Genomic DNA, 7781 nt, shown 5'->3' with positions numbered 1-7781 from the left:
GGCGGCGAGCGCGCCCCGGGAGCGGGTCGCGGGCACGGCGACGGCCGCGCCGACCGCGCACTCGGCGACGCCACTGAGCCGGGTCCAGGTGCGCGGGGAGCCGGGCAGGTTGCGCGGGACGATCGCGTCGAAGGGGGCGGGGCGCGCGAAGTGCAGCGCTCCGGCGCCGAGGAGGAGACCGGCGAGGAGGGTGGCGGAGGTGTCGGGGCGGGACATCGGGGGCTCCTCGGGATCGGGTGGTGGCGTGAGCGTACGCCCTGCTCAAGACGGGTGTACGTGGCATGTTCCCTGCCCCGCGTACGCGGGGTGAACCCTGGGCCAACGGGGGTAAGCGGTCGCCACGGATCAGGAGCGGGGAGGGCCAGCATGACGGCGCAGGTTGAGGTGAAGGCAGAAGTGGCGGGGCGCGGGCGCAGCGAGAGCGAGGAGGAGCGGGCGGACCGGCAGTGGAACGAACTGATGCAGGAGGTGCGGGTCGCGCAGACCGGCGTCCAGATCCTCTTCGGCTTCCTCCTGACGGTCGTGTTCACGCCGATGTTCGACGAACTGTCGCACACGGACACCAACATCTACCTGACGACGGTGGTGCTCGGCGCTCTCGCGACGGGCGCCCTCATATCCCCCGTCCCCTTCCACCGGCTCCTGTCGGGCCGGCGCATCAAGAAGCGGACCGTCGAGTGGGCGGCGCGCATGACCTTCGTGGGGCTCATGCTGCTCCTCGCGACGCTCACCTCCGCCCTCTTCCTCGTCCTGCGCACGGCGACGCACGACGCGTTCGTCCCCTGGTTCGTGGCGGGGGTCGTCGGCTGGTACGTGTTGTGCTGGCTGATCCTGCCGCTGTGGGCGCGGGCCCGGTACTCGGAACGGGAGGAGTGAGCCCGCACCGTCTCCGGGCGCCGGGAAAACCCGTGGCCGCCGCGCGGGAGCGCCTGTTGACTCCTCCCCATGACGAGCGAGCACGAGTCCGGGCCCGACCCGAAGGCCGTCGTACGGCGCGGGTACGACGCCGTCGCCGCGCGGTACGACGAGGCGTACGGCTCGGAGACGAAGTACGCGGCGCTGCTCGACGAGCTGTGCCACCTGCTCCCGCCCGGCGCGGCGGTGCTGGATCTCGGCTGCGGCGGCGGGGTGCCGGTGGCCCGTACGCTCGCCGCCGCCGGGCACCGCGTCACCGGCGTCGACCTGAGCGGGGTGCAGGTGCGCCGGGCCAGGGAGCGCGTACCGGACGCGGAGTTCCTGCGGGCCGACGCCGCGGAGGTGGCCTTCGCCCGGGAGAGTTTCGACGCGGTGGTGTGCCTCTACCTGCTGATCCATCTGCCGCTGGCGGAGCAGCCGGGGCTGCTGCGCCGGGTCGGTGGCTGGCTGCGGCCCGGCGGCGTGCTGTTCGCCACGACGGGGCAGCGGGCGTGGACCGGTGTCGAGGAGGACTGGCTGGGCGGCGGGGCCCCGATGTGGTGGAGCCAGCCGGACGCGGCGGTGAGCAGGGGGTGGATCGAGGCGGCCGGACTGGTCGTGGAACGGGAGGAGTTCGTCCCGGAGGGCACGGGCGGGCACCCGTTGTTCCGGGCGCGGCGGACGGCGGCGCGCCCTTGACGAGGGCGGCCCGGGGCCTTCCCGCGACGGAAAGCGCGGCGCATTCCCGCGCGAAGGAAGGCGGCGCTCCCCCGCGAGAGGGAAGCGCCGCCTTCCGCGTGGTTCAGGAGAGATCGATGCCCGGGTAGAGCGGGTGCTTGGCGAGCAGGTCGGCGGCCTGTTCGGCGGTGCGGGCCGCGAGGCCGTCCTCGATGACGTACTGGGCCTTGGAGGGCTTGCCCGACTTCGTCGCGCCGGGGCGGGTGCCGCGCAGGACGCCCTCGATGAGGGCGGCGACCTCGTCGAGTTCGGGGGTGCCGAGGCCGCGCGTCGTGAGCGCGGGCGTGCCGAGCCGGATGCCGCTCGTGTACCAGGCGCCGTTGGGGTCCTGCGGGACGGCGTTGCGGTTGGTGACGATGCCGGAGTCGAGCAGCGCGGACTCGGCCTGACGCCCCGTGAGGCCGTATCCGGAGACGTCGAGGAGGACGAGGTGGTTGTCGGTGCCGCCCGTGACGAGCTTCGCGCCGCGCCGGGTGAGCCCCTCGGCGAGGGCGCGCGCGTTGTCGACGATCTGCGCCGCGTACGTGCGGAAGGCGGGCTGCCTGGCCTCGGCGAGGGCGACGGCCTTGGCGGCCATGACGTGCGGGAGGGGGCCGCCGAGGACCATGGGGCAGCCGCGGTCGACGTACTCGGCGAGGGGCTCTTCGCACAGCACCATGCCGCCGCGCGGGCCGCGCAGGGACTTGTGGGTGGTGGTGGTGACGATCTGCGCGTACGGCACCGGGTCGTGCTCGCCGGTGAGGACCTTGCCCGCGACGAGCCCGGCGAAGTGGGCCATGTCCACCATGAGGGTCGCGCCGACCTCGTCGGCGATCTCGCGCATGATCCGGAAGTTGACGAGGCGCGGGTAGGCGGAGTAGCCGGCGATGAGGATGAGCGGGCGGAACTCGCGGGCGGCGGCGCGTACGGCGTCGTAGTCGATGAGGCCGGTGACCGGGTCGGTGCCGTAGCTGCGCTGGGAGAAAAGCTTTCCGCTCAGGTTGGGGCGGAAGCCGTGGGTGAGGTGGCCGCCCGCGTCGAGGGACATGCCGAGCATGCGCTGGTCGCCGAGGGCGCGGCGCAGCACGGACCAGTCCTCCTCGGTGAGGTCGTTGACGTTGCGGACGCCCGCCTCGGCGAGGGCGGGGCTCTCGACGCGCTGGGCCAGGACCGACCAGAAGGCGACGAGGTTCGCGTCGATGCCGGAGTGCGGCTGCACGTAGGCGTGGTCGGCGCCGAAGAGCGCGCGGGCGTGCTCGGCGGCGATGGTCTCGACGGTGTCGACGTTGCGGCAGCCCGCGTAGAAGCGGTGCCCTGCGGTGCCCTCGGCGTACTTGTCGCTCATCCAGTTGCCCATCGCGAGGAGCGTCGCGGGGGACGCGTAGTTCTCGCTCGCGATGAGCTTGAGGGATTCGCGCTGGTCGGTCAGTTCCTGGCCGATGGCGGCGGCGATACGGGGCTCGACGGAGCGGACGACGTCGAGGGCGCCGCGGAAGGCGGCGGAGGCGAGGGCGGCGTTCTGCTCGGGGTCGCCGGTCGGCTCGGGGGCGGGGAACTGCTCGGGTGCGCTGGACATGGCTCACTCCCAGGTCAGTGTCGGATGGCCCAGGCGCACGACCGCACACCGGGCGGAGTCACCGCCCGTGCGGGGGCCGCTTCCTCGTGGTCGATTCCACTGTTCGCGCCAGTCACGGCCCCGGGGGCAGGCTAGCAAGGAACCGGGGACCGAAGGCGTGTCCGGCTCACGATGCGGACGCCGGGAGCGGGGTGCGCGCGAAGGAGGATCATGGACGGGTCCGGGGACGACCCCGGCCGCCCGACCACCGACGGAGGCCACGCTGTGCAGTACGTGAAACTCGGCTCGACAGGGCTGGACGTCTCGCGCCTCACCCTGGGGTGCATGAGCTTCGGCGTTCCCGGCCGGGGCAATCACACGTGGACGCTCGACGAGGAGCGCTCGCGGCCCCTGATCCGGCAGGCGCTCGAAGCGGGCCTCACCTTCTTCGACACCGCCAACGCCTACTCGGACGGCACGAGCGAGGAGATCGTGGGGCGCGCGCTGAAGGACTTCGCGCGCCGCGAGGACGTCGTGCTCGCCACGAAGGTGTACATGCCGATGCGGCAGGGCCCCAACGGCGGCGGGCTCTCGCGCAAGGTGATCCTGCACGAGATCGACGCGAGCCTGAAGCGGCTCGGCACCGACTACGTGGACCTCTACCAGATCCACCGCTTCGACGCGGCGACTCCCGTCGAGGAGACGATGGAGGCGCTGCACGACGTCGTGAAGGCGGGCAAGGCCCGCTACATCGGGGCGAGTTCGATGTACGCCTGGCAGTTCTCGAAGCTCCAGTACACCGCGGCGGCGCACGGCTGGACGCGCTTCGTGTCGATGCAGGACCACTACAACCTGCTCTACCGCGAGGAGGAGCGCGAGATGCTGCCGCTCTGCGCGGACCAGGGCGTGGGCGTGCTGCCGTGGAGCCCGCTCGCGCGCGGGCGGCTCACCCGTCCGTGGGACGCGGAGACGGAGCGGGGGCGCACGGACGAGTTCGGTAAGACGCTCTACGCGGAGGGCGACCGCGAGATCGTCGAGACGGTCCAGCGGATCGCGGCGGCCCGCGAGGTCCCGGCCGCGCGGGTCGCGCTCGCGTGGCTGCTCCAGCGGCCCGGGGTGACCTCGCCGATCGTCGGCGTGACGAAGGAGGCGCACCTGACGGACGCGCTCGCCGCGCTGGACCTCGTCCTGGACGACAAGGAGCTCGCCGAACTGGAGGCGCCGTACGGGCCGCACGAGGTGGCGGGGCACTGACGGCAGCTCGGGAGCGGTACGGGGGCGGGCGCCGGCAGCGGGGGCGGGGCGCCGCGGCGGGCGCGGGGCGCCGGTAGCGGAACCGGCGCCCCTTCCCGTGCCGGCCGCCCGTCCCCGCACCACTCCCCCGCCCGGCGGTACGATCATCGTGCTGCCCAAGGGTGCGCGGCGCCCTGACGACCGCGACGACGAGGCGAGACATGGCTGCCCAGATCGGCACCCTCCAGATCAGCGCGACCAACCCCGAGCACCCCGCTCTCCTCCTGGACCTCCCCTGGGAGCTGCCCCTGGAGGAGTGGCCGGAGCGGTATCTCGTGCCTCTGCCGCGCGGTATCTCGCGGCACGTCGTGCGCTACGCGCGGGCCGGGGACGAGGTGCTCGCGGTGAAGGAGCTGGCGACGCGGCCGGCCGAGCGCGAGTACACCCTCCTGCGGGACCTGGACCGGCTCGGGATTCCGGCGGTCGACCCGCTCGCGGTCGTGACCGGACGGACGTCGGCGGACGGGGAGCCGCTGGAGACGGCGCTCATCACGCGGCACCTGGGCGGCTCGATGCCGTACCGCTCGATGTTCGAGACGACGATGCGTCCCTCGACGATGAACCGCCTCATGGACGCGCTCGCCGTGCTCCTCGTGCGGCTGCACCTCGTGGGCTTCGCGTGGGGCGACTGCTCGCTGTCGAACACGCTCTTCCGCCGCGACGCGGGCGCCTTCGCCGCGTACCTCGTGGACGCCGAGACCGGCGAGACGCACACGACGCTGAGCCGGGGCCAGCGCGAGTACGACATCGACCTCGCGCGCGTGAACATCGCGGGCGAGCTGCTCGACCTGGAGGCCTCGGGGGCGCTGCACCCCTCGGTGGACCCCGTCGAGTTCTCGGCGGCTCTCGCGGCCCGGTACGAGGAGCTGTGGACGGAGCTGACGCGGCAGTCGGTCTACCCGGCGGACAAGCGCCACTACATCGACCGGCGGGTGCGGCGCCTCAACGCCCTGGGCTTCGATGTCGCCGAGATGCAGATCGGCCGGGCGCCGGACGGTGAGCGCATCACGTTCCTGCCGAAGGTCGTCGACGCCGGGCACCACCAGCGGCAGTTGCTGCGGCTGACCGGGCTCGACGCGGAGGAGAACCAGGCGCGGCGGCTGCTCGGCGACCTGGAGACGTGGATGGCGACGCAGGAGGACTACGCGCCCGGCGACCCGGCGGGCGCGCGCACCGAGGTGCTCGCGCACCGCTGGGTGCGCGAGGTGTTCCGGCCGGCCGTGCGCGGTGTGCCGCTGGACCTGCGGCGGAACCTCGACCCGGCCCAGGTGTACCACGAACTGCTGGAGAATCGCTGGTACTTGTCGGAGCGTTCAGGCAAGGACGTGGGGCTCGCCGAGGCGACGCGTGACTACGTGGAGCGGGTGCTGCCCGGACAGGGCCCCGCGGCGGGGTGAGCCTCCCCCGCCCGGGCAGCGCCGCTCAGTGACCCCGTACCGCGGCCGTCTGCTCCGCCTTCGCCGCCGCGCCCGTCGTGACGTGCACGTAGTCGACGACGAGTTGCTGCGGGAGCTGCGTGGAGCCGTCCGGGTCGCCGGGCCAGTAGCCGCCGACGGCGAGGTTGAGGATGATGAAGAACGGCTTGTTGAAGACCCACTGGTTGCCGCCGACGTCGGCGGGCGTGCGGGTCTGGTAGACGGTGCCGTCGACGGACCAGCTGATCGAGTCGGGGTTCCAGTCGACCGCGAAGGTGTGGAAGTCGTCGGCGAAGGCGGCCCCGCCGGGGAGCGAGTAGCCGGCGCCGATCCCGCCCGAGCCGGAGTAGCCGGGCCCGTGGATCGTGCCGTGCACGGTGTTCGGCTCGAAACCGACGTTCTCCATGATGTCGATCTCGCCCGAGTTGGGCCACCCGACCGAGCCGATGTCGTCGCCGAGCATCCAGAAGGCGGGCCAGATGCCCTGGCCGCGCGGGATCTTCATGCGGGTCTCGACGTGCCCGTACGTGCTGCTGAACTTGCCGGAGGTGTTGAGGCGCGCGGAGGTGTACTCGCAACTCCCGTACCAGCACTGGTATCCGGCGGGATTCTCCTTCTTGGCGGTGATGACGAGGTGTCCGTCCCCGTCGAGGGCGGCGTTGTCGGTGCCCGAGGTGTAGTACTGCCGTTCGTGGTTGTCGACGTTGTCGCCGGTCTCCAGCTGCCACTTGGAGCCGTCGATGGCCGAGCCCGCCGCGCCGTCGAAGTCGTCGGTGAAGGTCGCGGCGGCGGCCCGGGCGGGCTCGGCGTTCGCGGAGGCGGGCAGCAGCGCGGTGGCGCCGAGGGCGGCGGCCACGACGAGTGCGGAGAGCGGGCGGCGGCGCCGGAGGGCGCTCAAGGGGGTTCGCACGGGGGTCACTTCGCTTTCGGTGGGGGAAGTGGTGGGGGGAACCTGTGCCGGCGGCGCGGGGGGCGGGAGGGCGTGCGGGGCGTGGGGGCCCGGTGCGTGGTGTGCCCGCGCGCCCGGTGCACACTCCGCCCTCGCCAGGAAGTGAAGCCGCGGGGCCGTGGGGGGCCTTCGCCGCGTTCACTTGTCGGCGTCATCGATTCAAGAGCGGCGGGCGGTGCGCGTCAAGGTGTTCGTCTGGACCAATTGGCGGGCGCGGAAGCTCAGTTGCCCGGCAGGCGGGTCGGAGAGGCGGCGCGTCCCGCCGCCGCGCCGAGGCGCTCCGCCATGGCCGCGCAGCGGTCGATCAGCTCGGGTGGTTCGATGACCTCGAAGGGGTGTCCGAGCATCGCGACATAGGCGAGGATGCGGTCGGGCGCGCTGCCGCCGCTGACGAGTTCGCAGGCGTGCTCGTCGCGGGCGTGCACAAGCGCGGCGGAGGAGGGGACCTGGGCGCGGACCTCCTCGGCGGGGGCGTGCACGAGGAAACGGGCGCGGTGCGGGTAGGCGCCCGTGACGACGCCGCGCTGGACGTAGGCCGCCGCGTCCTCGGGGGCCGGGCGCGGGGTGAACCGCCAGGTGCGCGCGGCGACCTCGGTCATGCGGTCGACGCGGAACGTGCGCCAGTCGTCGCGGTCGAGGTCGTACGCGAGGAGGTACCACCTGCGGTCGGAGGCGACGAGGCGGTACGGCTCGACGCGGCGCTCGCCCACCTCGCCGCGCGAGGGGTAGCGGAAGCGGGCCTCGACCTCGTCGCGGCAGGCCCCGGCGAGCGTGACGAGGATCGCGGGCTCCACGCGCTCGGGGCCGCCCTCGAAGAACTCGACGGCCCCGGCGAGCGCGCTCACCTCGTGGCGCAGCCGGGCGGGCATGACGCGGTCGATCTTGGCGAGGGCGCGCAGCGCCGCCTCGCCCGCCCCGGCCCCTCCCCCGCCGGCCCCGGCGAGCAGCGAGGCCGCGG

General features: G+C 73.3%; 7 protein-coding genes, 1 pseudogene and 1 riboswitch. Of the genes and pseudogenes, 4 read left to right on the top strand and 4 right to left on the bottom strand.

The window, feature by feature from the left end:
- A pseudogene (locus tag G3I42_RS15570) lies at positions 1-216 on the bottom strand (hypothetical protein); the annotation flags it as partial.
- 150 nt (positions 217-366) lie between these two features.
- Here G3I42_RS15570 and G3I42_RS15565 point away from each other — a divergent pair.
- Positions 367-876, top strand: a complete 510-nt coding sequence (locus G3I42_RS15565; protein WP_164286403.1) for a DUF6328 family protein — start codon at positions 367-369, stop codon at positions 874-876.
- 69 nt (positions 877-945) lie between these two features.
- Entirely contained in the window at positions 946-1593 is a 648-nt protein-coding gene (locus G3I42_RS15560; RefSeq protein WP_164286401.1) for a class I SAM-dependent methyltransferase, read from the top strand.
- Positions 1594-1696: 103 nt separating this feature from the next.
- Here G3I42_RS15560 and G3I42_RS15555 read toward each other — a convergent pair whose 3' ends face one another.
- A complete protein-coding gene (locus G3I42_RS15555) occupies positions 1697-3187 on the bottom strand; it encodes a glycine hydroxymethyltransferase (protein ID WP_164286399.1) in 1491 nt (496 codons plus the stop codon).
- Between the two features lie 20 nt (positions 3188-3207).
- A riboswitch (ZMP/ZTP riboswitch) is annotated at positions 3208-3313 on the bottom strand.
- 138 nt (positions 3314-3451) lie between these two features.
- Here G3I42_RS15555 and G3I42_RS15550 point away from each other — a divergent pair.
- Together G3I42_RS15550 and G3I42_RS15545 are read left to right on the top strand one after the other, a co-directional pair.
- Positions 3452-4420 (top strand): aldo/keto reductase, encoded by a 969-nt coding sequence (locus tag G3I42_RS15550; RefSeq protein WP_164286406.1) that lies wholly within the window; start codon positions 3452-3454, stop codon positions 4418-4420.
- A 200-nt stretch (positions 4421-4620) separates the two neighbouring features.
- Positions 4621-5856, top strand: a complete 1236-nt coding sequence (locus G3I42_RS15545) for a DUF4032 domain-containing protein (protein ID WP_164286397.1) — start codon at positions 4621-4623, stop codon at positions 5854-5856.
- A 25-nt stretch (positions 5857-5881) separates the two neighbouring features.
- Here the strand turns inward: G3I42_RS15545 and G3I42_RS15540 are convergent, their stop codons facing one another.
- Positions 5882-6772, bottom strand: coding sequence for a glycoside hydrolase family 16 protein (locus G3I42_RS15540; protein ID WP_164286404.1), 891 nt, complete (start codon positions 6770-6772; stop codon positions 5882-5884).
- Between the two features lie 272 nt (positions 6773-7044).
- Positions 7045-7781, bottom strand: a 737-nt coding sequence (locus G3I42_RS15535; RefSeq protein ID WP_164286395.1) for a WYL domain-containing protein, incomplete at its 5' end; no start/stop codon positions are given.

The sequence above is a fragment of the Streptomyces sp. SID11385 genome (assembly GCF_010548245.1).
Classification (GTDB): domain Bacteria; phylum Actinomycetota; class Actinomycetes; order Streptomycetales; family Streptomycetaceae; genus Streptomyces.
Note: the sequence above shows the minus strand (reverse complement) of the source record. Positions and strands in the feature narration are given on the sequence as shown.

Bases quoted from the DNA above. Each gene is read 5' to 3' on its own strand.
- G3I42_RS15565 (WP_164286403.1), top strand. From the start codon at position 367: ATGACGGCGCAGGTTGAGGTGAAGGCAGAAGTGGCGGGGCGCGGGCGC.
- G3I42_RS15560 (WP_164286401.1), top strand. From the start codon at position 946: ATGACGAGCGAGCACGAGTCCGGGCCCGACCCGAAGGCCGTCGTACGG.
- G3I42_RS15555 (WP_164286399.1), bottom strand. From the start codon at position 3,187: ATGTCCAGCGCACCCGAGCAGTTCCCCGCCCCCGAGCCGACCGGCGAC.
- G3I42_RS15545 (WP_164286397.1), top strand. From the start codon at position 4,621: ATGGCTGCCCAGATCGGCACCCTCCAGATCAGCGCGACCAACCCCGAG.